We start from the raw sequence: 22,687 nt of genomic DNA, 5'->3' as shown, positions 1-22,687 counted from the left end.
GGGATGGCGGGGCGAGGTGATAAAAGAGACGGCCGCGGGCCTTCAACGGCGGCCGGCGCCGTCGCGCCCGGGATCCCGCAGCCGCCCGCCGATGAGGAGGACGACCGCTGCGATGCAGATGACCGTGACGAAGATCCCGAGGAAGGCATCCTGCGTCGGTACTTCGACGCTCCACCCAGGCACCGCCGTGGTGTGGAGGGTGAGGAAGATCCCGGCGATGACCGGGCCGATCATCCCGCCGAGGTTCTGGACGGTGTGGTAGACCGCGGTCCCGACCCCGGTCTCCTCGGGCCGCACCGAATCGACGACGATGATGGTGTTGCTGGTGAGGGCGACCGACATCCCGGCATTGTAGACCAGACCGGCGACGACGAGCGAGGCGACCGAGAGGGGGAGGAAGAGGTAACAGACCGCTCCCGCCGCCACGACCGAGGTTCCGATGAGCATGGCGGTCCGCACGCCCCGCCGCCTGATCAGCACCCCGGTGAGCGGACCGCAGATCATGTCGGCGATCGCACCCGGCATCATCACGAGCCCCACCGTCAGCCTGGAGAGCCCAAGGCCCGTCGGGCTCTCGATGAGGTAGGGGAGCGTCTGAATGATGATGAACGAGATCATGCAGACAAAGAACCCGATCGCCATTGCGATGAGCACCGGTGGGTTTTTGATCATGCCGAGGTCGACCATCGGGTCGGGGGCCTCTTTCTCGATCCGCACGAAGACGACGGCGAAGAGGATGGTCAGGACAGCGCAGAGGAGCACCTCGGGCGAGGCCCACCCGACCTGCCCGCCCAGAGTGAGGGCGATAACCAGGGTGAGGAGGCCGAGGGTCATGACGACCAGACCTTTCCGGTCGATCGCGGCCTTTCGGGCCGGTGGAGAGGGGACGATGATGATCGCCATCGCCAGGAGGAGGAGCACCACCACCGGCGTGATCACATGGAAGGTCATCCGCCATCCGACATGCTCGATGATCCAGGAACCGACGAACATCCCGACAAAGGCCCCTGCGCCAAACATCGCGGCGATGGTCCCGATCGCGATCGGCACCTTCTCTTCGGGGAACTGCTCCCTGATCAGGGCGTAGCCGAGGGGGAACAGTCCCAGGCCTGCACCCTGGAGCGCCCGGAAAAAGATGAGCGACCAGATGTCGGGAGCCCATCCGCTCGCAAAGACGCCGACGAGGTAGACCCCGATGCAGAGGAGCATCATCCGCTTCTTCCCGTAGAGGTCGCCGCACTTGCCGATGATCGGGGTGACGATCGCCCCGACGAGGAGGACGATCATCAGCACCCACGAGGTCCAGACACTCGATACCCCGAACTCTTCCTGAATGACCGGGAGGGCCGGGGTGATCATTGCCTCGGTGAACATCGTGGCGGCCACGGTGATGCAGAGAACGAAGAGGGCGGCGAGATGGTATCGAGGATCGTTGAGATGAAAGGGTTGTTTCACAATATCGACCAGGAAATGGGTTGTGTATAGGATAGGTTCTCTGGCCACATCATACTTCGCCGGCCCCCCCGCGGGGGTGCAGAAGGTATATTAATCGCCGGTACGGATGGGGGTGCGGGGGATCAATCATGATCGGAAAAACGGTCACAAAACTGAGTGTCGAGATCGCTGTCCTGAAGCTCCCGCCCAACTACACCTGCGACGGCGAGGACGTCTCGCCAGCGATCAGTCTGGGGGGCGTGGACATCGAGCGGACGAAATCGCTCGCCCTCGTCGCCGACGACCCGGACTCGCCGGGCGGCGGGGGGTTCACTCACTGGCTCATCTGGAACATCGAGCCGGTGCGGATCATCCCGGAGGCGATCGCGAAGGATGCCGAGATCTCCTTCCCCTTCTCCGCACGGCAGGGGGAGAACTCATTCGGCAAGATCGGGTACAGCGGCCCGTGCCCGCCGCGGGGCGAGCAGCACCGCTACCAGTTTCGGGTTTTTGGCCTGGACACCGAACTCGACCTGCCGGCCGGTGCGAGCAAGAAGGCGCTCCTCGACGCGATGAACGAGCACGTTGTCCAGTACGGGGATACGTACGTGCTGTACGGGAGGTAGGAACCGCACCACCTCCGCGAGGATGACGATAACACTATAATAGTGACAGAAATAATCAACCTCTGTGAGTATCCTTCCCGAAAAGGATGAAACCACCGTAAGGTGGGCGGGACGAAGTAGGGAAGGGTTCACTGCTTTTTTATGGATCTTTGAAAACTGCCTCCGGTGGTTTCCATAGGAGAAAAACCCGGATTGACCGGCCCGGACCATTTCACACGGCACCGCCCCCCCCACACCCACGACAACACCGCCCCCCCATTTTTTCCTCACTGATACCGAATACCTCCCAGATCCCTCAGACCCGGGCAAAACCGAACCATTTATATAAATGTCCAATATATTTTTTACAAATCTCCGAAGACTTATGAGAAGACCCTCCCCCACACAGACAAAGCTTTCAGATGACAGATCATCAAAAGAGCCACAGATGAGCGACATCATCATCCAGGCACTCGAAAAATACGAGAGCGAGGGCAGAAGATAATCAAAAAAGACCAGACCCCCGGACGGTGCCGACCGGAACGATGCCGGAACAGGCAATTTCCCCCCTTTTTTTCGTTGCTTTTTTCTCGACTGCCATATGACACAAATGCAGCGCTTCCGGGATGGAACCGGGCTCAAAGAGGCACTCGCCCAGGCCATGGACCGTCTGGAGGATGCGGGCGTCGTCTACCCCAAGGGGCACCTCGAGCAGGTACTCGAAAGATATACGCTCAAAAATGTCCCGTATCCGTACATCGTCCTCCGCGTCTGGGTGCCGCGGATCACGCGGCACTTCTTCTATTCAGAGGCGGTGAAGTTGAGGGGAGAGTTTCTTGATTACGGGTGCGGCACCGGAGACGCCGTGCGGCATCTGCTCCGCGACGGGTACCCGCGGGAGAGGGTGCGGGGGTTTGACCTCACCTGGAAGAGCATCGACCTCGGCATGGACCTCTACGCCGACCGGGAGGAGGTCGGGGATCTCTTCCTGGTGACTGATCAGTTCCCGTTCCGGCCGGAGAGATTCGATACCGTCTATTCGGGGAGTGTCTTCCATGTGATCGAGGACGAGGACGAGTTCATGGAGTACCTTATGTACGCCCACGACGCCCTGAAGCCAGGCGGGATCTTCTTCGGGTCGACGCTGGGGCTCAGGGACGGGGTCGTTGCCCGCAGCAGCGCCGGACCCCCGCGGCTGATGAAACGAGACGAAATGACCGGGTACATGGCGAAGGCGGGTTTTCGCGAGATCACGGTGCGTGTGGGGGACCGTTCAGGCATGCCGGGCGCGGCGCCCGACCTCTGCGTCTTCGAGTTCTGCGCAAAGAAGACCGCACACCAGGACGAGGGCGATCGGTGAAACGGTCCCGCCTGTACATCCACAGGACATTTATTCAAAGAATCTTGAACCACAGACAAGATATAGTGCTGACGCATACAATCCAACAAATATCAGGTGCTCTATGTCCGATGAAAAATCGTCGCGTTCAGAAACCTCAGAACCTGACCCCCGCATGAGCGAGTTCGTCCTTCAGGCCCTCAAGGAAAAAGAGGCCAGAGAAGAAGAACAGAATGAAGAGCGCCCGTCAGACGCCGATGTGCCCACTCCCGAAGAGCAGGAGCATGAGGGGAAGAAAAAGCCAAAAAAATAGATCCCTTTATTTTTGTCGTCGCAGGTCCAGGTCGGCCGCCGCAACCTCGCCGTCCACCGCTGCATCGCCGTCGCCCTCTACCGCAGGGCCACCGGGGAGACCGACGCCCCGGCACTCGCTCTGGGCGGGGAGACGGAGGGAAGGTGCTGTCCGGGGGGACTTGCCCATATGGGATTTGCACCACGTCCCGATTTTATCAACCGGTTCGTCTCCACCGGCCGCGCGGAGGTGCGGGGCGGGGGGCGGCCGAAGGTGGCGTTCCCGGAGCACGGGGAGGGGGCATGAGGGTTTACTGCCCGATTTTTTTGACCAGGTCGTATTCGTGAATGAGTGCGTGCCTGAGCCACTCGACCTCTTCGGCGACCTCCCCCCCGGCACAGACGGCCCTGACCAGGTCGCCGTCATCTTCAAAGCATCGACCGTCAGGGAGGACAAAGACCTGTCTCTCTCTGTCCCACTCGGCGTTCCCCATTATCGCCCATACATCGATGTCGATGTTCTCGATCCCCGGACAGGGGATCCAGACAATGGGCCGGTCGTCGGGGTTCGACTCCCTGCCGACGATCTCGCCGACAAGCCAGGCGCCGCTCGGGTAGATGCCGAACCGGCACCCATAGGGGGCGGCCCAGAAGTCACCGAGGGCGGAGCCTTCAGCGGTGACGAGGGTCGTGACGTACTGGTCGAAGAGGATCTCTTTGATGGTGTAGGACCGACCGTCATGGGTGTAATAAAACCCGTCCGCGAGCCAGGTGCCGTTGTCGGCGCCGTCCTGGTGTTCAGGAGGAATCAGGCGTGCGAGGATTTTATTTCCCGGCGGTTCTGATGAGAGCAGAGACTCCGGCATTGCATAGGCCCTCTCGATAACCGGCCGCTCCGGGGCGGTGCGTATCCGTGCGTGAAATGTGTAGTCCATCGTGTCGTTCCCTCTCTGTCCGGGGCGCCGGGGCCCTCGGAAAGTTTTTTCCACCGGATAGATGTGTCGACGGAGTTGATGCTATGTTCGGAATGGAGTGGGGGGAGGGTACGATGGTTCGATCGCGTTCACCCAATCGCGCTGATTTTCGCTGTTTTCTCCGGTCCCTCTCATCCACGCACCGGCAACGTCCCATCTCTTCCCCCATCCGGAGCCGCACATCCCGTCCACGGCCGGATATAAGGGTGGTTCCCGCCGGCATACCCCAAAAATACTCGCAAAACAGCCTGTTTCAAAACGGGGTCCATTCCGCCCGGATCAAGAGGGTGAAATCTCGAAAAAGAGGCCGAACCGGGCAGATCCAGGGGGTGGGAGTGAGGCCCGCCCCCGTGCATACCTTTAATGCGGGGTGGAGCGTCTCCCCTCCCCGAGAAGGACTGTGTCCTTTGTCATTGGAGGTGAGTAAAATGTTATCAAATCTGGGAGTCGCACCGACTATACCGGTCGTGGACCTGAAACGTGCGCGTGCGTTTTACGAAGAAATCCTGGGATTGAAGGTTGTCGATACCGATCCCGAGGGTGTCTTCTTCGATTGCGGGGAAGGGACGGTTCTTTATATCTACAAAAGCGCGCCGACGAAGGCGGAACAGACGGTCGCGGGGTTCATGGTCTCCGATATCGAGGCGGAGATGCAGGATCTCAGGAAAAAGGGGGTCGTTTTCGAGGATTATGATCTGCCGGACCTCAAGACCGTGAACGGGATTACTGAGGAGCCCGGCGGCGCAAAGACCGCCTGGTTCAAGGACACCGAGGGGAACATTCTCGCCCTGCACCAGAAGGGCCCCTCATGATCGCTTTTTTTGCCGCCGGGTTCAGGAAAAGCCACGGTCCAGCGTCTCCTGGCTCTCCGGGTTGAGCCCGATGACGTACACCGATGTCCCGTGCTGCTGGTAGCGGTGGACGACGCGGGTGATCGCCTCGACCCCTGACTGGTCCCAGATATGCGAGTGCGAGAAGTCGATCCGCACCCGCTCCGGGTCGCCGGCATAGTCGAAGAGATCCTGGAAGCCCGACATCGTCCCGAAGAAGAGCTGGCCCTTCACGGTATAGACCTTCACCCCGTCCTCTCTCGTGGTGCTGGTCGCGGAGATGACCGAGATCTTCCACCCAAAGATCAGGGCGGCGAGGACGACGCCGGCGATGACGCCCTTCGCGAGGTCGTGGGTGGAGACGACGATGGCGACGGTGAGGAGCATCACCGCCGCGTCGCCCCGCGGGATCTTCGGGAGATCTCGAATAGACTGCCACTCGAAGGTGCCGACCGCGACCATGACCATCACCCCGACGAGGGCGGCCATCGGGATCCGGGCGACGATGTCCCCGAGGACGATGATGAGAAAGATCAGAAACAGCCCGGCGACCAGGGTGGAGAGCCGGCCCGACCCGCCGGACTTGACATTGATCACCGACTGCCCGATCATGGCGCACCCGGCCATCCCGCCGAAGAACCCGGCGACACAGTTGGCAAGCCCCTGGCCCTGCACTTCCCGGTCCTTGTCGCTTTCGGTCTCGGTCATCTCGTCGATGATCGAGGCGGTGAGGAGGGACTCGATGATCCCGACGATGACGAGCGTCACCGAATACGGGAGGATGATCCAGAGAGTGTCGAGGGTGAGCGGGACGGCCGGCAGGTGGAAGGCCGGGAGAGTCTGCGTGATATTGCCCATCCCGCCGACCGTGAGGATATCGAGGTTCAGGCCGATGGCCGCGGCCGTCGCCGCGACGATGGCGACGAGCGCCGGCGGAACGGCCGTGGTGATGCGGGGGAGGAGGACGATGGTGGCGATGGTCGCCGCCGCGATGATGTAGACGGCCGGGGATGCTCCGATGAGGAAGGGCACCTGGGCCAGGAAGATGAGGATCGCGAGGGAGTTGACAAACCCGAGCACGACCGAGTACGGGATGAACCTGATGAACCGCCCGACCCGGAGGCGGCCGAGGACGACCTGGATCACGCCGGTGAGGACGGTCGCCGCGAGGAGATATTCGAGCCCGTAGTCGCGGACCAGGATGACCATCACCAGGGCCATCGATCCGGTGGCTGCGGAGATCATGCCCGGCCGTCCGCCGGCGAAGGCGATGACGATGGCGATGCAGAAGGAGGCGTAGAGCCCGACCATCGGGTCGACGCCGGCGATGATCGAGAAGGCGATCGCCTCGGGGATGAGGGCCAGGGCGACGGTCATCCCGGCCAGGGTGTCGCCGCGGACATTGGAGAGCCAGGTCGTTTTGAGCGCGTGCATATCAGGGATTATATTCAGATTCACGGTCAATCCTCAGGGTGTATGGTATAGGACAGGATGCGTTCCCGGAGAGGTGCGGTCGTGCCGCAGCTGGCATTATATAAGGGCGCCCTCGGACTTCAAGGTTTCCGGCCAGGGAAGGGCCCGGCATGGTTTTAAGGCCGGGCGTTGCTCTCTATGGCACAGAGACGTCGCGGCGCCACGCTCCCGGCACCGGTCTTTCGAGGTTGTCATGTTTCATATGGTTCTTCTTGCAGTGGATGGCTCAGAGAATGCCAGGCGGGCGGCCGAGAGTGCAGTCGGCCTGGTCGCGGACCTGCCGGACTCGTCGCTCGCGGTCGTGTACGTGGCGGCCGTCCCGCCGTCCCAGTCCAGGATCGTAAAGGCGAACTTCGATGTCCACGCCCTCCTGGAGGAAGACGCCCGGACGGTCGCCGGACCGGTCCTCCACCTCATCGAGGAGGCGGGCGTCCCCTACAGCCTGGAGGTCGGGATGGGCGACCCGGCGTCCGAGATCCTCGCGACCGCCGAGAAGGTCGGGGCCGACCTGATCGTCATCGGGAGCCGCGGGCTTGGCGCCCTCAAGGGCGTCGTCCTGGGAAGTGTCAGCCAGAAGACGGCGCAACTCGCCGCCTGCCCGGTTATGATCGTGAAGTGAGGGGTTTCACCGCCCCGCCGCCTTCAGGGCCGCCCGCCGGATCAGGTCGGCGGGCACCGCCTCGCAGGTCTCGTCCCCGCAGACGATCGCCCGGCACGAGGCGTCGGTGCCGACGATGCAGGAGCAGGAGGCGCAGGGCGTCATCTCAACCCGCACCTCCTCGAGGAGGTCTTCGAGCGGGGTGCCGTTGAAGAGAATGGTGTTGGATTCGGCGATCCGTTCGGCCGGAAGCACGGTCTCCACCATCTCCACCCGGACCCCGCGGGCGGCGAGGGCGGGGCGGACCTCCTCGACCACCGCGGCGAGGACGCGGCCGGTCGCGGCGCACCGCTCGCAGGTGGCGTCGATGTCTTCGCCGATGTGCCGCCATTCGACGACGAGGACGGTCTCCTGCAGGAGCGCCTTGATCTCGGGCACGGTGGCGACCCGGCCCGCGACCTTCAGGTCGCCGTCGACGACGAGCGCCGGGGTCGGCGGCATGGCGGCGCCCGCCCCCTCGATCTTCTCGATCTCGGCGGAGACCCCGAGTTCCGCCACCGCGATCTCGACGTTCTTTATCATGCGTCTGCGTTTCATGTCGTCGGGTCCAGAAATCTTGATCTTCATGGCTTCACCGTGTGGTCATCACTCTCCGCGGCCCGCCAGATAATCATACTGCCGGCGGTCCTCGTTCGCGACCCTGCTCTCTTCGAGGCCGACCGCCTCCCCGAGGCCTTCGAATACCGCGACGCCCATCTCGATGCCCTCGCCTTCGCCTTCGCCCTCCGCCCGCAAAACACCGCGCTCCGCGGCGTCCCCGGCACCGGGAAGACGACGGCGGTCAGGCTGCTCTTTGCCGAGGCGGAGGAGACGAGGGCGCTGATCGTGCCGGCTCCCGGGGTGATGCCGCCCGCGGTCCTCGACCTCGTTGTCGAGCGGCCTGTGCCGACCTCCGCGTCGGCCTCGATCTGATCGGGCGGGCGGCGAGGGCGGCCGAGGAGGCGGGGCGACGGCGGGGCGACGTGCTCGCAGTCTATGCGGTCTCGAAGATCTGCCACCTCGCCGTGACCGTCGGGGCGCTCTCGAGGCCTGAGCGGGCGGTGCTCGCGGCGGCCCTCGACGAGGGCCGGGCCGAGGACGGGGCGGCCGGGGCCGGGCAGGTGTACGGCCGGGTGTGCGAGGCGGCGGAGATGAGTTACACGGTCTTCCACGAGCGGCTGAAGAAGCTCGAGCGGCTGCGGCTGGTGGATGTGCAGATGGTGCGCCGGGGCCGGGGGAGGAGGAGGGAGATCGGGGTGAGGGAGGGGGTGGAGGAGGTGCTGGATGAGAGGTGAGGGGTTTTCTCCTCTGGCACCTTTTCCACGTTTTTGTAGATTTTTTTCGGTTTCGGGGGGGTGATGGGGGCCCAGAGTCAGGCACCCTCCTGATGGTGTATTAATCCCTATCGGGTTTTCTCATCAGCTGCGACGCAAATCGGGCTACGAATCCCGCACCTGGGACCGCCTGTTTCAATCCTATCGGGTTTTCTCAACAGCTGCGACAGAGGGCGCGGGGGATCATCTCCCCCTTGTAGTAGTTTCAATCCCTATTGGGTTTTCTCATCAGCTGAGACTAATCTGCTTTGACGAGGAAGAGAAGAGTGCTGTTGAAGTTTGCGACTGTAACACATGAACCGTCGAGTTTCTCAGTACCAATAATGGCGTCTTGAGGACTTAGGTGTTTCTTGGTTAGGATCCTACGATGCTGGAATTAAACCACTTATACATTCTGTTGCCATACTTTAAAACAAGGCAGATGATAGATCAAGATGCAAATCTTGTTTCTCACTAATTTTAGAGGATTTTTGGCCATTTTTTTGCTTCAAGGTAGGTTTTTGGTGTGGAAATAAGGGTGATTTTCAGTCGGTGTCACACCGCTGAACAATGATCTCAATTGATTCTTCATATCCTCTCTCGTATGCAAAGACAAAATGGTCCATGAAACTGTGGACTGAGTTTGAGTGGACCATCTCCCCTTCGTATCCGTGTTTCACGAGGGTTTCATGGATCGCTTTATTTAGATCTTCGATGACCTCGTGTGGATAGGGTTCTTCTTTTGTTTCTAGACAAGCATAGTAGAGGTTGTTCCATACAGTTTTGGCGTCTTCGTTTTCGGGCTCCATTTTTGAGATCTCCTTTTACTTAGCTACAAAAGCCGGCCCGAGGAGTTCGATGGACCAGACCTTGGAATAGGTTTTCTGTGCCCAAGTGGCTACGTCGACCATGGATGGGCCGGTGACGTAATAGTGCATCTTGCCTTCTCCTCCCTTGATAGTCGCGACGACCTTGAAGCAGAAGAGTTCTGGTACAGGGTTGGTTTCTTTCAATTTATCACTCTCAGTTCTGTCTTCGATCTCTGTTAATTCTCTGTGGTTGTAGTCGTGGATGTCTCCAACAGAATCTTGTAATCGTTTATAGATTATAGGCGCTGCATTACCCTGTCACCTTGTTATACCACTCTCTCTAAGAAATATATTTGTCGGGGTAAGAACTAACGCACTTTGGATAAATCTGAGAGAGTGATCCCTCCTGCCTTGAGCATTATTTTTCCGCTGAACTGAAGTGTTACAATTTTGCTCCGTTTTTCCTGCTGGATCTGGATCATCTCCTCGGATGCAAGTTTTGCGCAAACCCGTGACGCCGTGCTCTCGGAGACCTGAACCCTTTCAGCAATTTCTGAAATAGAGGTCGGATTGTGCATGGCAATATCGGCCAATATCTGAAGCGTTCGTTCATCAAACGAGAGGGGGAGGCGCGGCGGCATGTAGGTTTCAATCTCTCGCGTAATATCTGAGAAAATTGCACATTGATGAATGTGTGATGAGAGAACGAGTGTGGCGGTGTTGAGTGCAACAAGCACTTCACGCGGGCCGCCGGAGAGATTTACTATCAGATTCCCCTCTGGAAGAACCGGCGGAGTTGATGCACAAATCTCGTCCATGATCATGAGAGTCATGTCCTCGATACTGCGACTGGCAATCTTCAGGACATCCACTCTGATGTCACCGCTGATCTTCTGGCTCATCGCCCTGACATCATCAATGGCTCGCTCTGCCCGTGCATCTTCCCCATACCCTGGTCTGATCAGACAGATTCGGTCTCCCCGTTCAATACCACATGTGACGATCAATGAGACGATATGAGACGTGTCAAACCCGAGTGGAGAGAGATATGTTTTCATTAAAACAGCAATTCGGCTCTACCCATATATATGCACATTTACGCAAATCCCAGGATCAAAATCCTCATATTTGAAAATATGGCCCCCAAAACATTCAAAATATTTATATAATCATGAATTCATGCTTAATTATGCGTCAGATCTCCATCACTGTGCGGCCGGAGAATGGGTTTGAAGTTCCGCATAACGATGGGTACCAAGTATACTCTTCAATTCTGTCCTGTATCCAGAATACAGACGAAAATACAAGTCGCCACATCCACGAAACACCTCTGCACTCAATATCGGTAAGCGGGTTACTCGGACATTTCTCAGGGGGGCGCAGACCGGGACACAAGTACCTTAGCCCGAATGTATCCTACGAAATTCGGATAGGGATTAGTGATCCTCAGGAAGAGGAGATTTATGAGTCCCTGATTCTGTCACTCTTCCTACCTGACACGAAGGTCTCACTTGATCAAGGTTCACTCCTCGTTGAGAAGGTGAAAAAAAGATCTCTGACTTATCCCGATATGATAGCTGAAGTCACAAAGTACAAACGACCAGTAATGGCATTCAAATTCCTGACTCCGACGTGCATTCAATTTAGAAACAGTAAAGTTACAGAGATGTTCCCCCACCGGGTTGCAGTGTTTCATTCTCTTCTCTCGAAGTGGAATCAGGTCTGCCCTGAAGAGATGCGGATGGGGATCGATCTGGATGATTTTGGGAGATATCTTATAGAAAAGCCAGAACCCGAGTCCTATCAAACCTACAGTGTCCTCGTAAATACGGTGCATGATGCCAAGAGAGATCACCCGCGCCCAATCTTCAAACAGGGCTTTGTCTGTGAATGTAATTATCTGGTTACACCAAACGCACCCATCACCTTCAAAAATGCCGTTACTCTTCTTTCATTGTTTGCACCTTTCAGCGGAGTGGGGAGCAGCGTTGCACGTGGATGCGGTCAGGTTAGTACTATGATTCAAGAGGGAAACAATGGGAGACGATAAAGACATTGAGATGCTTCCTCAAACAGATGAGGAACGTGAACGGTTGATACAGGAAACCCCGGATGTATATGAAGCCATTAGACCCTACCTGACTGACTATATATCTACAGTTGTCCCGGATTTATTCCGGGAATCGGCTCGATATGATGCAAAATATGAGAGAGATGTCAGTTTTCCGGCGCATGTTATTACCGCGGTCTTGACTGGGGCGACATTGTACCTCTATAACCAGCAGCAGGTCAATCACCATTCTATCAAAATGTTGGATGTAAAAATTCTCTGCACCGCCCTGACACTCCATGATGTTCAGAAATTCTGGAACGAAAAAACCGGGACGAAAATAAAGGGGAACTACCGTTCCGCGATCGAAAAATATTTTGAGACCGATCCGTTTCATCTCAAGCAATATTTCCCGGATTGGAATGAATATTTTGATGATATCGTATTCCTCGTGCAGCATGCCCAGGAATCAGACGAGGCAGAACATGAGTCGAGGTATTGTCGTTCAAAGTTTGGGAAACTCCTATCTTTTGTAAAGATCGGCGATAAAGTTGCCAGTTGGGGAAAATCAGAGTATTCTCTTCCCAATATCTGCAAAGAACTATCTGATCGAGGATTCGACGCTCATCATATTGTTCTTCCAGACATTCCTCAACAACTTTTCTCCCAGGTCATCTACCGGAGTGTAAAGAGAGCAATTACTGATGGTGGAGGTATTCCGCTTCTCCTGTCACCCCATGGAATTCTTTACCTCGCTCCAGAGCAAGTCCCCCTCGACCCGCACGTTCTCGAACACCTGATCGGAGAAGAGTTGATTCAGAATATTGAATCCAAGCCCAACATTTCTGATCGGAAATTCGATATCGCGCCACTTCTGTCAATTCCTCTTGATGTCAATACGCGTTTTACGGTATTTTTGAATTCTGTTCGTGAAAGAACAGAATCCGGCCTGCTAAGTGTTCTTGGCAAAACGACCTATCCCGCCGACACCCTCCTGCAGGAAGCGATTGCCTGTCTTTCGTATTTTATTTACAATGACAAGCGTGGTCATGACTGGACATCTTTCCCCAAGATCGAAACTGAAATCACTGACCAACGTACACTCCTTGCGCTTAGAAAAATAGGAGAGATACGACAACATTTTCCAGATACAGAGGGCGTAGGGGGGCAGAAATGTAAAGCATACTCTGTTCACGAAATTGTGCAGCGTTCTGATGAATTGAAAGACGAACTTCTGCAATTACATCCTGCAGTCACAAAAGTACTGCGAGATCAGTTAAGTCAAGAATGTTCTGTCCTTGATCCGTTTGTTCAGACGATCTTATTCCTGAATAAAGATGACCTGGCTTGTATGGATTTACCCTCCCCTAAGGGAGGGACAGATGTTTGTTTTATGTGTGGAGCGCCAGCACACCAGAATTACAAACCAGGAAAGCATTTCATTCAATCAGGGGGCTTTACCAAAAGTACAACTCTCCAGGATCAATACAAACGGTATTGCGATGCATGTCAGATCGAATTTCTGTTGTTAAATCGGTTGATCGAAAACAGTTCGTTCAATGTCCGGGAAGATCTGCTGTTCTTCTACTTTTACTTCGACTATACGTTTGCCAATCTCGATGCCTTTCGGGCCCCGCTCTCTCGCGTTGCAATCCATGCAAGCACGACCAAATCTGATGCTTGGGGGATAAATTTCACTCTTGGCGATTTCCGAACCCCTTTCCACATCAAACCAATGGCTATTCGGGTTCCCGGGAAGATGAACAAAAATCCGGACCTTGCAAGTAAAACTACGTGGAGAGCACGAGCAATCCATACGGCACTGAAGATGTGTACCGCCGCCGGGTGCCGTTGTATTGTGACCGCCCCCTATTCAACGGTCAAGATGCAGGCGTTCGCATTCTCCAATGAAATGCCAACCCGGCTTGAAAAGACGCTAAAACTTGATACAATCAAATCATTCGCTGAGGTAAGGTTGAGAGATGCACAACTGGATTTCATCAATCGCCTCGGCTCGTTGAAAGGACTTTTCCAGGTCCAGGAGTTCAAACCGATTTTTGTAATTCCATTTGCAAAACGACAGGTTGACAATTTTGAACCGTGGGTTGTTTCCCATGGGGACGATTTGAATGCATTATTTCGAGATGATGGTGATATGGAAATGAAAACCGTTGCACAGAAAGGAGCGGCGCTCTTTGGGACGCACCGTTTTGGCGGGACGCACAAAAAAGTGAAGATCTTCCGCACAACTCTTGAATCGCTGATGAATGCCCTTTCACAGGGATTTTCCGAAGATGAAGCAGTGCGGTTCGCATCTGCGGAGGTCATGAAAGATGTGCTCCGTGAGCAGTACAGCAAAAAGAAAGGGAAAGATATCCCTGCGGAATGCCTGGATTTTGTCAGCAGTGTTTCCGATTACCTGAAAGATAAGAAACTCTTGAGTGTGAACGGTATCGTAACGTGGGAGAACTCCCTCACAGATCTCTATGAATTTGAGTATATTCTCGTGACAAGGAAGGATGAGAAAAATGGCGAATGATGTGAACTGGAATGGACTGAAAAAAGATATGCCTGATGCAGGTTTCGTTGAGAACTATGAGATCTATCGTCGTGCACGCCCAACGACTACGCTTATTGTATTGAGGACGGTAACCGATCCTACCCTTTTCAGGAGTTCAGATCCTGAACGGGCGGAGACTCAGGAATTCTCCGGAGTTCTGCACGCACAGGTTAATGGAGAGAAGTTCGTAAGCAAAGAGCGTCTCACAGGCCTGAATTTGTGCCGTGAACTGGATGATAAGGGGAATATTATCAACCCAGAGTACACCTACAATGAACCGCTTTCTGATTTGAAAAAATCTCAGACTGCTGACATGCTGACCTATGGTCTTGCCGGGACTGTTTCGGGGGCGACATATTCTCAGAAGAGTAGGGTCATTGAAGGCTATACCTACAGCCTTGAGCGGTACGACCTCATGAACAAGGAGGTACATAATGCCCTCTATGAGAGCGGCACTATGCGCAACGAGAAGGGAGGTCAGTCAGAAGCCCTGTTCAGCCCAACGAAAGTTCAACCGGGCATGCACTTTGTTCATTTCGTTACCCTTGAGGCAGGAACAAAAGAGATGTTCCTGTACCTCCTCCACAACATCCTGAACACCAGCCGGTATGGTGCACGAGAAACGCGTACCGGCCGAAATATCAGGAATGAAATCATCGGATGCATTCAATCTCCTTCCGACTCGTCCTTGAGTTGCGGGGAGATGATTCTGGATCACATTCCTTCAGATACAGATGATCTTTCTGTGGACGATATTAAGGCCATATTATCATCCTACATCATGGAGCACAAAAGGGCGGATTGGAATGTCTTTGTCAAGGATGGATTCACAGAAGAGTCCAAAAAGATTCTTTTCAAAGACTTCCCGGAGTGGCTTACGAAAGCGATCAACGTCTGTGAACGAAAAGAGAAGGCCAGTTCTAATGTGTTAAGGGAAGCCCTCGTAACTCTCAGGGAGGAAGGCCTGAAAACTGTTGAGAAAGAGGATAAAACCGAAGAGAGCGGCACAGACTAACATGATTGCTGAGAGTTGTTCTCTTCTGCGACCAGGTGAACAAACATGGAAATGACGACCTATGTTGCAGAGATCCACTCGCCTCTCTTTTATGCAGCGAGTGAAGGCACATTAATCCGAACCGGTGAGATCTTGAGCAGCACAGCTCTATCATATGCACTCGGATATTCATTAGGTCTCCTTAAAAAGCGATATTTTCTGTACGGGAAGGAAGCGTATCAGCACCAGTATGAAGAACTGGCCTCCACGGGTCTCTTTGTAACAGATGGTGTTCCTCTGCACCTGACCTATACTGAGGAGGTGTTCAAAAGTACTGAATACCTTTCAGAGCGAAGCCTGACTGTCAATGTTTCAAGCAATCGCAAAGGTGATTTAGGGAGGTTTACGAAGACCGACCCAAAGAGGATGGGCAGTGACGCTCCCGCAGCGATAAACAAGGTTCGAAGATATATAGGCCTTGCACCGGGAAGCGAGTTTTCGTTCACAGTGTGGTCTCTTGAACCACTGCCAGATGATCTGCTGCTGACGATGGGGATTCGACGAAGTGGAGAAGTGCGATTAAAAAAGACGACCAACCCCAGAACCGTCTGCCTGAACCTGTTCATGTTGCACGATGTCTACGGGATCCCTTCGGCACGGGGTGCCGGTGAGGGTGCTGTCTCTCTTATCGATATTTACAATCATGCGAGCACCCTTGTCCGCGGGAGTGACTACCGGGATCACCACTTCCTTGATGTCGATGTAAAATTTGTCGAAGACGTCCTCGTTCCAGAGATTATGGCTACCTGACAATGACAACTGTTGATGAAGTCTATATCCCGCTCGGCCCTGACGGCGGAGATGATTCCCAGAGGCCCAGACAATTTCAGCAGGATTTCATCGAGTGCGTCCAGGAGGGGAACGCGGATGTTATCCATCTTGTCGCCCCGACCGGGGCCGGGAAGACCTCGTGCTTTGAGTACCTGCTGAAAGAAGAGGAAAAGGTTCTGCTCCTCTATCCGACAAACGCACTCATCGCAAGTCAAATGGATTATTTCAGAAAGAGAGGATACTCTGTTGCGACATTATCATCAAAGGATCTGCATCTGAAGGGCTCTGAACGGAGCAATGAACTCTGGGGTCTCATTGCCCGACATAATATCATTTTAACAAACCCTGATATCTTCCAGGCAATAATAGGGCGGATGTATCGTAATCCAGAAGAGAACCTTCTCGATGTGTTCAGGCAGTTCTCTTATGTGGTTTATGATGAATTCCATGCCTATCAGGAATTTGAGTTGAGCGGCATTCTGATGCAGATCGCACTCTTCCAGAATGGCTGCTACAACAGAGTTATCCTGAGTTCTGCAACTCCAAAGGATGAGGTCATCGATCTCCTTCAGAACCTCGTTCGGATCGGTGAAGAGCGTCTTCCTCAATCAATAGCCGAAATCATCGCCGAACCGATGGAGAACAACAATCGAAGGGAAGGAAGCAAGATCCGACATAAAACAGATGTGTCATTTTTTCAGGGGAAGATTCTTGATCATTTTGCAGAGGTTGTACAAATTCTGCGGTCCGCTCTCCAGAGCGTAAGAGGTGGGGAACCATCCATCCTCCTGATCTTTGACAGTGTGCGGGACAGCAACCAATTTTTCCGCAGGTTGTATCAGGAATGTCCTGAGGTCTACGCGTTGTCTGAAAAGGATAACGGATATGATACAAATCAGATCGGGGAGAAACCAAATTTAACGAAGCCAATCCTGATCTCGACAAACAAAAGTGAGGTCGGGCTGAACTATCCCATCTCGCTGCTCTTTATGGAGGAGGGATATAACATTGATTCGTTTGTCCAGCGGTTCGGGCGGGCCGCCCGTCACGAGCCCGCAGTCTGTTATCTTTTCACTCAAAAAGGAATCGAACATCTCTTTCCTCAGGGCATTATCAGTTATCCGGATTTTATAAAGACCATGAAGGATATCTCTACGGATTATTCTCTCAATGTCGATAAGGTAAAAATTCTCTTTACGTTTCGCCAGGCGTTGACCATAGATCAATACAGGCGCAGGAAAGAAGATCTGAAGGGATATTTCGCATCTCCAGAGAGTGGACCAGGCTATACCATATGGAAGACTTTCTTCATACTATTGGATAAACGGAACCCGGAGCTGGCGAATAAAGACATGGACCGGTTGATGTACTTTATCGATGATATCAAGAAGGCCTGCCAGAGTCTCCGTGGTCGTGCATTACGAGGTAATGTGAGGTACGTGCGGGGGCATGAAGTCCGCCAGACTGTGTATGACCTCCTCGCGGTCCTGAACAGAACACCGGTTGAGATCAGAGAAACTCCGGAGGGAATAGAACTGGAAGAAATTTCAAGCGATATCGATGGACCTTTTGTTCAGGCAATAATTCTTCCATATATCCCTGAACCTGTTGAATACCCCCTCCGTAGCGAGGCCCTAAAGGCCATAATTATGCCTCTCACGGACCAGGCATTGCAGGGGTATTCTCTTGGGCAGAAGAAATTTCTGATTAAATATCTTGGAGATCTGCTATACTCCATCGATCCGGGCCGAATGCTGGCCCCGGAGGAAGTCATTCTCTGGGACAATCAGGTGATTAAGGTACAGTAATGTTCCGGTGATCATGTGAGTGAGCCCGATCTCGTCAACATCTCAGACCTCAACCAGTTCCTCTACTGCCCCCGCCGCCTCTATTACCTGATGTTCTACCAGACGCAGGGGTTGAACTTCTACCTTGCCGACGGCCGGGCCCTCCACAAGCGACAGAGCCGGCGGGGCGGGTGGTACCGGGAGGTCTATCTCCGCTCTGAGGCTCTCCACATGCACGGGAAGATCGACGTCGTCGAGCGTGCCGGCGATGTCGTCGTCCCGGTGGAACGCAAACACGGTTCGAGATATTATGAGAACGACCTGGTCCAGCTGGCGGCGTATGCCATGCTACTGGAGGAGTATCTGGGGGAGCGGGTGCCTTTTGGGTACCTGTACCTCTACGAGACCAATGCCAGGTATCTGATCGAGATCACTGATCTGCTCAGGGAGAGGGTGATGAAGACGGTCGAAATGATACGGACGATGAGAGTCGATGAGATCCCTGCGTTTTCGGACAATCCGAATAAATGCAGGAAGTGCAGTGCGGTCACCTACTGTATGCCCTATGAGGCCCGTCTGCTGGAGGAGGTGTAAGGAGTATGGCTGAGTCTGATCGTGCGGTCGAGGGTGCCGAAGCATTCAGGATGGTGCGGACGTCCGAGGGGATGTTTGATGACGACGTGGTCTATGTCTCCGCACAGAAGAGCCGCGTCAGGGCGGAGGGAGGCAGGATCACGGTCACGCCGTGGGGTGAGAAGGAGGTTCTGGCCTCATTCCCGCTTGAGAAGGTGAGGACGATCAATGTCTTCGGGAGTGTGTCGGTCTCCTCGTCGGTTCTCACGAAGTGTCGGGAAAATGGTATGGCCGTGAACTATTTCACCTATTATGGGCGGTACGAGGGGAGTTTTGTCCCGGTACACAATACCATCGCCGAGGTCCGCCGCCACCAGTACGGCTGCACGGGTGCTCGGGCCCTCAGGATTGCCCGCGCCATGATCGGCGGCAAGATCAGAAACTCCCGCACGCTCCTCTCCAGGAAGCATGTCTCTCCTCCGGGGAGGTTGAAGGAACTGGAGCAGAATGCCGGGGGTGCGAGGGACATGGGTGCGCTGCGCAGTATGGAAGGCGAGGCGGCCAGTATCTACTTCGCGTCCCTGGACGAGTGTCTGATCGAGGGCTGGACTTTTCAGAAAAGAACGCGCCGGCCCCCACAGGATCACATCAACGCTCTTCTCTCTCTGACCTACGCCATGGTCCAGAACGAGGTCATCTCGGCCCTGCGGCAGTATAATCTCGACCCTTTCCTCGGGGTGATGCATGTGGACCGGCATGGGAGGCCGGCCCTTGCCCTGGATCTCTTAGAGGAGTTCAGGCCGATCTTCTGTGATGCGTTTGCCCTGAGGCTGGTGAATCAGAGGATCCTCACGCATGACGACTTCAAGGAGGATAATCACCTGAAGGACACGTCCTTCAAAAAATATCTCTCCCAGTATGATTCGTATATGAAAGAGGAGTTTCGGCATCCGGGTTTCAAGTATCGGGTGTCCCGGCGACGTGCGATAATCATGCAGGCGATTTTGCTCAGGAAGGCGATTACCGGGGAGATGAAGATCTATCATCCTCTGGTGTTCATGAGGTGATGAGCGTGCGGTTGGTGGTGACCTATGATATCTCCAAGGATAAGATCAGAAATCGGGTGTTCAGGATTCTTGAGGGGTATGGTGCGTGGAAGCAGTATAGTATCTTTGAACTTGAGATCACCGATGTGCAGAGGGTGCAGATGGAGGAGAAGATCAGGGGGGTCATCGGCCCGCATGACAGGGTGCGGGTCTATGAACTCTGTACCAGGTGTGTCGGAAAGATTACGGATCTCGGGGAGCAGTCGCCGGAGTCGCTCTCCAATGTGGTGTAGGGATAGGTTCTTTTTATTTGACACAGAGAGTTCTGGTGTATCATGCCTGTTTATATGGGCAGGGTATGCCATCGACCCATGATCTGATCGTCTCTGTTTGGTGCTGTGCATTGCTTAGTTTAGGTTTTGCAGGCAAAATGGGGGGCGGTCACAGCTGATGAGAAAACCCGATAGGGATTGAAACTCGGCGGGGGGGCCGCAGCAGCAGGCCCGGCGGTCGCCGTCACAGCTGATGAGAAAACCCGATAGGGATTGAAACATGAACTGGAGGACGTTGGTCTTCCCGAAGCCGGGTCACAGCTGATGAGAAAACCCGATAGGGATTGAAACTAGAATTAGAAGTTGATAACGGCGATAATGACGAAGTCACAGCTGATGAGAAAACCCGATAGGGATTGAAACCGGGCGGCCCGAAGGAGAAGCCCGGAGGGTTTGCCAGTCACAGCTGATGAGAAAACCCGATAGGGATTGAAACAAACTAACTTCGGGAGAGTAGCCCCCGGCGCACCGTCACAGCTGATGAGAAAACCCGATAGGGATTGAAACACAATTCTACCGATCCCCCATTGGTTGGCTTCAGTCGTCACAGCTGATGAGAAAACCCGATAGGGATTGAAACCCAACCTGCGCCTGTTTGACCTCGTCGAGACCTTGCCGTCACAGCTGATGAGAAAACCCGATAGGGATTGAAACATAATATATACTGCGGCCCCCGCCGACGCCCCCTTCGTCACAGCTGATGAGAAAACCCGATAGGGATTGAAACTCACCCAACGCAACGTCGCCCTCGCCGCATCGTTCGTCACAGCTGATGAGAAAACCCGATAGGGATTGAAACGTGGCCGATGCCACAGGGGAGATCGTCAGGTCGGTCACAGCTGATGAGAAAACCCGATAGGGATTGAAACCGAATCCCCTCCGGAGTGTCTCCCGGATGTCCGTCACAGCTGATGAGAAAACCCGATAGGGATTGAAACCAAGAGATTGGGCCGATGATATAATTTGACACCCGCCGTCACAGCTGATGAGAAAACCCGATAGGGATTGAAACTCAGTATGGGCGGACCGCTACAGCGCAGTACCGTGGTCACAGCTGATGAGAAAACCCGATAGGGATTGAAACAGGGTGGCGACTGCCTCGGCGACGGTGCGGGGGAGTCGTCACAGCTGATGAGAAAACCCGATAGGGATTGAAACACGAACATGGACCGCCTCGCCAACGGCGAACTCACGTCACAGCTGATGAGAAAACCCGATAGGGATTGAAACTGATCCGCACTCTGCGGCCGATCAGGTGCGCGAGGTCACAGCTGATGAGAAAACCCGATAGGGATTGAAACCAATCCTCCGGGGCGTTCTGGTCGCCGACCCCGACGTCACAGCTGATGAGAAAACCCGATAGGGATTGAAACTTAGAGTTCATTTGTGACTCCTTTGTCTTTGTCGTGGAGTCACAGCTGATGAGAAAACCCGATAGGGATTGAAACATCCGAAAGTTGATACGGAGGTGGAGAGCACAGATGTCACAGCTGATGAGAAAACCCGATAGGGATTGAAACGGGAGGAGGCGCACGATCCATGCTCTTCCCGCAGAGTCACAGCTGATGAGAAAACCCGATAGGGATTGAAACCGAGGGACGTAGCGGCGGCCGCACCTGGGACAGAACGTCACAGCTGATGAGAAAACCCGATAGGGATTGAAACTCGAAGTACTCGAGACCGGCGAATGGTGCAAGTGTCACAGCTGATGAGAAAACCCGATAGGGATTGAAACGGTGTAGTGTATTACCCTGACCGTTCCGAGTCACCTTCCCGTCACAGCTGATGAGAAAACCCGATAGGGATTGAAACGCGATTGGGGTAGTGGTGCTGCTGCCGGTCTTTTCGTCACAGCTGATGAGAAAACCCGATAGGGATTGAAACAAAAATTTTTATCCATACATTTTGAGACCCCGTTTTTGTCACAGCTGATGAGAAAACCCGATAGGGATTGAAACGATATTGTGGGACCACAACAGAAAAAGGTAATGTGTGTCACAGCTGATGAGAAAACCCGATAGGGATTGAAACCGACGGGGCATAGGACAGGATCAGGGCGAACAGCCCAGTCACAGCTGATGAGAAAACCCGATAGGGATTGAAACCGACGGGGCATAGGACAGGATCAGGGCGAACAGCCCAGTCACAGCTGATGAGAAAACCCGATAGGGATTGAAACACAGACAATGTGATAGTGCGGGTGTGGCGCGGGAAGTCACAGCTGATGAGAAAACCCGATAGGGATTGAAACATCTCCCTCGCGCCCGGAGTGGACCCCGCCAGTCACAGCTGATGAGAAAACCCGATAGGGATTGAAACAAGGAGAAGTTCGACGCCCTCCCTGAGCCGGTGAAGAGTCACAGCTGATGAGAAAACCCGATAGGGATTGAAACTCGAGCTGCACCAGGGCGACCTCCCCATTCGACGAGGTCACAGCTGATGAGAAAACCCGATAGGGATTGAAACGAAGACTGCCTGCACCTGGTCGACGGCGGCCTTGTCGTCACAGCTGATGAGAAAACCCGATAGGGATTGAAACCTTCCCAAACCCCAAGAACTCGCCAATTCATAGCGTCACAGCTGATGAGAAAACCCGATAGGGATTGAAACAACGACCAGAACTCCCTGGACCGGATGGCCCAGGAGGTCACAGCTGATGAGAAAACCCGATAGGGATTGAAACGACGTGCAATTGGGAGGAGTTGATTTCTCTGCTCCGTCACAGCTGATGAGAAAACCCGATAGGGATTGAAACATGATAATTATGTTGATTTAGAAGCAGCAATTGAGTCACAGCTGATGAGAAAAC

General features: G+C 54.6%; 22 protein-coding genes and 1 CRISPR repeat array (1 of these 23 only partly in view). Of the genes, 16 read left to right on the top strand and 6 right to left on the bottom strand.

Features of this window, described 5'->3' with window-relative positions:
* Positions 1 to 42: 42 nt before the first annotated feature.
* A complete protein-coding gene (locus tag RJ40_RS12040) occupies positions 43 to 1,455 on the bottom strand; it encodes an MFS transporter (RefSeq protein ID WP_265581099.1) in 1,413 nt (470 codons plus the stop codon).
* A 128-nt stretch (positions 1,456 to 1,583) separates the two neighbouring features.
* Between RJ40_RS12040 and RJ40_RS12035 the strand changes: the two genes are divergently transcribed.
* The 4 genes from RJ40_RS12035 to RJ40_RS12020 all read left to right on the top strand — a co-directional run bounded on the left by RJ40_RS12035 (position 1,584) and on the right by RJ40_RS12020 (position 3,976).
* Positions 1,584 to 2,060 carry a YbhB/YbcL family Raf kinase inhibitor-like protein gene (locus RJ40_RS12035; RefSeq protein WP_265581098.1) on the top strand — a complete coding sequence of 159 codons (477 nt, stop codon included), beginning with the start codon at positions 1,584 to 1,586 and terminating at the stop codon, positions 2,058 to 2,060.
* Positions 2,061 to 2,649: 589 nt separating this feature from the next.
* Positions 2,650 to 3,399 carry a class I SAM-dependent methyltransferase gene (locus tag RJ40_RS12030; protein WP_265581097.1) on the top strand — a complete coding sequence of 250 codons (750 nt, stop codon included), beginning with the start codon at positions 2,650 to 2,652 and terminating at the stop codon, positions 3,397 to 3,399.
* Between the two features lie 103 nt (positions 3,400 to 3,502).
* The gene (locus RJ40_RS12025) at positions 3,503 to 3,691 is read left to right on the top strand and encodes a hypothetical protein (protein ID WP_265581096.1); all 189 of its coding nucleotides are present in this window, start codon (positions 3,503 to 3,505) and stop codon (positions 3,689 to 3,691) included.
* A 12-nt stretch (positions 3,692 to 3,703) separates the two neighbouring features.
* A complete protein-coding gene (locus RJ40_RS12020; RefSeq protein WP_265581095.1) occupies positions 3,704 to 3,976 on the top strand; it encodes a hypothetical protein in 273 nt (90 codons plus the stop codon).
* A 4-nt stretch (positions 3,977 to 3,980) separates the two neighbouring features.
* On the opposite strand, the gene RJ40_RS12015 is transcribed toward RJ40_RS12020, so the two are convergent.
* Positions 3,981 to 4,604 carry a hypothetical protein gene (locus tag RJ40_RS12015; protein WP_265581094.1) on the bottom strand — a complete coding sequence of 208 codons (624 nt, stop codon included), beginning with the start codon at positions 4,602 to 4,604 and terminating at the stop codon, positions 3,981 to 3,983.
* Between the two features lie 467 nt (positions 4,605 to 5,071).
* On the opposite strand from RJ40_RS12015, the gene RJ40_RS12010 reads away from it, so the two are divergent.
* Positions 5,072 to 5,455, top strand: coding sequence for a VOC family protein (locus RJ40_RS12010; RefSeq protein ID WP_265581093.1), 384 nt, complete (start codon positions 5,072 to 5,074; stop codon positions 5,453 to 5,455).
* 21 nt (positions 5,456 to 5,476) lie between these two features.
* Here the strand turns inward: RJ40_RS12010 and RJ40_RS12005 are convergent, their stop codons facing one another.
* Positions 5,477 to 6,907: a SulP family inorganic anion transporter gene (locus RJ40_RS12005; protein ID WP_265581092.1), complete on the bottom strand. Its 1,431-nt coding sequence runs from the start codon at positions 6,905 to 6,907 to the stop codon at positions 5,477 to 5,479.
* A gap of 241 nt (positions 6,908 to 7,148) precedes the next feature.
* Here RJ40_RS12005 and RJ40_RS12000 point away from each other — a divergent pair, with 241 nt between their 5' ends.
* Positions 7,149 to 7,565, top strand: coding sequence for a universal stress protein (locus RJ40_RS12000; protein ID WP_265581091.1), 417 nt, complete (start codon positions 7,149 to 7,151; stop codon positions 7,563 to 7,565).
* Positions 7,566 to 7,571: 6 nt separating this feature from the next.
* On the opposite strand, the gene RJ40_RS11995 is transcribed toward RJ40_RS12000, so the two are convergent.
* On the bottom strand, positions 7,572 to 8,171 hold the full coding sequence (locus RJ40_RS11995; RefSeq protein ID WP_265581090.1) for a DUF2703 domain-containing protein: 600 nt from the start codon (positions 8,169 to 8,171) through the stop codon (positions 7,572 to 7,574).
* A 9-nt stretch (positions 8,172 to 8,180) separates the two neighbouring features.
* Here RJ40_RS11995 and RJ40_RS11990 point away from each other — a divergent pair, with 9 nt between their 5' ends.
* Positions 8,181 to 8,516: a hypothetical protein gene (locus tag RJ40_RS11990; RefSeq protein ID WP_265581089.1), complete on the top strand. Its 336-nt coding sequence runs from the start codon at positions 8,181 to 8,183 to the stop codon at positions 8,514 to 8,516.
* Positions 8,517 to 8,566: 50 nt separating this feature from the next.
* Positions 8,567 to 8,878: a hypothetical protein gene (locus RJ40_RS11985; protein ID WP_265581088.1), complete on the top strand. Its 312-nt coding sequence runs from the start codon at positions 8,567 to 8,569 to the stop codon at positions 8,876 to 8,878.
* Positions 8,879 to 9,441: 563 nt separating this feature from the next.
* Here RJ40_RS11985 and RJ40_RS11980 read toward each other — a convergent pair.
* Entirely contained in the window at positions 9,442 to 9,705 is a 264-nt protein-coding gene (locus RJ40_RS11980) for a hypothetical protein (protein WP_265581087.1), read from the bottom strand.
* 368 nt (positions 9,706 to 10,073) lie between these two features.
* Positions 10,074 to 10,763 (bottom strand): CRISPR-associated CARF protein Csa3, encoded by a 690-nt coding sequence (gene csa3 / locus RJ40_RS11975; RefSeq protein ID WP_265581086.1) that lies wholly within the window; start codon positions 10,761 to 10,763, stop codon positions 10,074 to 10,076.
* 131 nt (positions 10,764 to 10,894) lie between these two features.
* Between csa3 and cas6 the strand changes: the two genes are divergently transcribed.
* Genes cas6 through cas2 form a run of 8 tightly spaced genes read left to right on the top strand, consistent with a single transcriptional unit; the run spans position 10,895 to position 19,839 of the window.
* Positions 10,895 to 11,755: a CRISPR system precrRNA processing endoribonuclease RAMP protein Cas6 gene (gene cas6, locus RJ40_RS11970; RefSeq protein WP_265581085.1), complete on the top strand. Its 861-nt coding sequence runs from the start codon at positions 10,895 to 10,897 to the stop codon at positions 11,753 to 11,755.
* Positions 11,742 to 14,294: a hypothetical protein gene (locus RJ40_RS11965; RefSeq protein ID WP_265581084.1), complete on the top strand. Its 2,553-nt coding sequence runs from the start codon at positions 11,742 to 11,744 to the stop codon at positions 14,292 to 14,294. Before cas6 ends, RJ40_RS11965 begins: the two co-directional genes overlap by 14 nt.
* The gene (cas7d, locus tag RJ40_RS11960) at positions 14,284 to 15,330 is read left to right on the top strand and encodes a type I-D CRISPR-associated protein Cas7/Csc2 (protein ID WP_265581082.1); all 1,047 of its coding nucleotides are present in this window, start codon (positions 14,284 to 14,286) and stop codon (positions 15,328 to 15,330) included. The genes RJ40_RS11965 and cas7d overlap by 11 nt, the downstream gene beginning before the upstream one ends.
* A 45-nt stretch (positions 15,331 to 15,375) precedes the next feature.
* A complete protein-coding gene (locus tag RJ40_RS11955) occupies positions 15,376 to 16,119 on the top strand; it encodes a hypothetical protein (protein WP_265581081.1) in 744 nt (247 codons plus the stop codon).
* Positions 16,120 to 16,121: 2 nt separating this feature from the next.
* On the top strand, positions 16,122 to 17,948 hold the full coding sequence (gene cas3 / locus RJ40_RS11950; RefSeq protein WP_265581080.1) for a type I-D CRISPR-associated helicase Cas3': 1,827 nt from the start codon (positions 16,122 to 16,124) through the stop codon (positions 17,946 to 17,948).
* A gap of 15 nt (positions 17,949 to 17,963) precedes the next feature.
* Positions 17,964 to 18,521 carry a CRISPR-associated protein Cas4 gene (gene cas4, locus RJ40_RS11945; RefSeq protein WP_265581079.1) on the top strand — a complete coding sequence of 186 codons (558 nt, stop codon included), beginning with the start codon at positions 17,964 to 17,966 and terminating at the stop codon, positions 18,519 to 18,521.
* Positions 18,522 to 18,526: 5 nt separating this feature from the next.
* Positions 18,527 to 19,567, top strand: a complete 1,041-nt coding sequence (gene cas1d / locus RJ40_RS11940; RefSeq protein WP_265581078.1) for a type I-D CRISPR-associated endonuclease Cas1d — start codon at positions 18,527 to 18,529, stop codon at positions 19,565 to 19,567.
* Positions 19,567 to 19,839: a CRISPR-associated endonuclease Cas2 gene (gene cas2, locus RJ40_RS11935; protein ID WP_265581077.1), complete on the top strand. Its 273-nt coding sequence runs from the start codon at positions 19,567 to 19,569 to the stop codon at positions 19,837 to 19,839. The genes cas1d and cas2 overlap by 1 nt, the downstream gene beginning before the upstream one ends.
* A 147-nt stretch (positions 19,840 to 19,986) precedes the next feature.
* Positions 19,987 to 22,687: a CRISPR direct-repeat array (repeat unit 37 nt; unit sequence GTCACAGCTGATGAGAAAACCCGATAGGGATTGAAAC); it runs 601 nt beyond the window's last position.

It is taken from the genome of Methanofollis aquaemaris (assembly GCF_017357525.1).
Classification (GTDB): domain Archaea; phylum Halobacteriota; class Methanomicrobia; order Methanomicrobiales; family Methanofollaceae; genus Methanofollis; species Methanofollis aquaemaris.
This window is presented reverse-complemented; position numbering and strand designations above follow the sequence as displayed.